This is a genomic window from Streptomyces calidiresistens (assembly GCF_014141525.1).
Taxonomy (GTDB): domain Bacteria; phylum Actinomycetota; class Actinomycetes; order Streptomycetales; family Streptomycetaceae; genus Streptomyces; species Streptomyces calidiresistens.
In genome coordinates, this window is record NZ_VKHS01001590.1 from 1 (window position 1) to 419 (window position 419).

Consider the following 419-nt stretch of genomic DNA (forward strand, 5'->3'; position numbering starts at 1 on the left):
CGCCAGTTCGCCGTGCCGATGATGGCCGATGAGGCACTGCACGGTCCGCTCGATGCCTTCGAACTGGCGTGCAGCGCGAGCGCCGACGTCTTTGCCGTGAAGATCGCGCAGTCCGGCGGGTTGGTTCCGGCCATGCAGGTCGCCGCCATCGCGCAGCTTGCGGGCATCAGCCTCTACGGCGGAACGATGCTCGAAGGGGCTGTCGGCACAGCAGCGTCGGCCCACGTGTTTTCCACCTTCGGCGAGCTGCAGTTCGGCACCGAGCTGTTCGGCCCCTTGTTGCTCACGCAAGAACTGCTGACCGAGCCGCTGCAATACCGCGACTTCATGTTGCAGGTGCCGACCGGCCCCGGCCTGGGCATCGAGATCGATCGCGACAAGCTGGCGCGCCTGCGCCGCCAATAAAAACCGCCTTACCA

1 protein-coding gene is annotated in these 419 nt (G+C 65.9%); it reads left to right on the forward strand.

Annotated features, from left to right (window positions below):
* A partial coding sequence (locus FOE67_RS31055) for an enolase C-terminal domain-like protein (protein ID WP_498370734.1) occupies positions 1-405 on the forward strand: 405 nt, incomplete at its 5' end.
* Positions 406-419 lie beyond the last annotated feature (14 nt).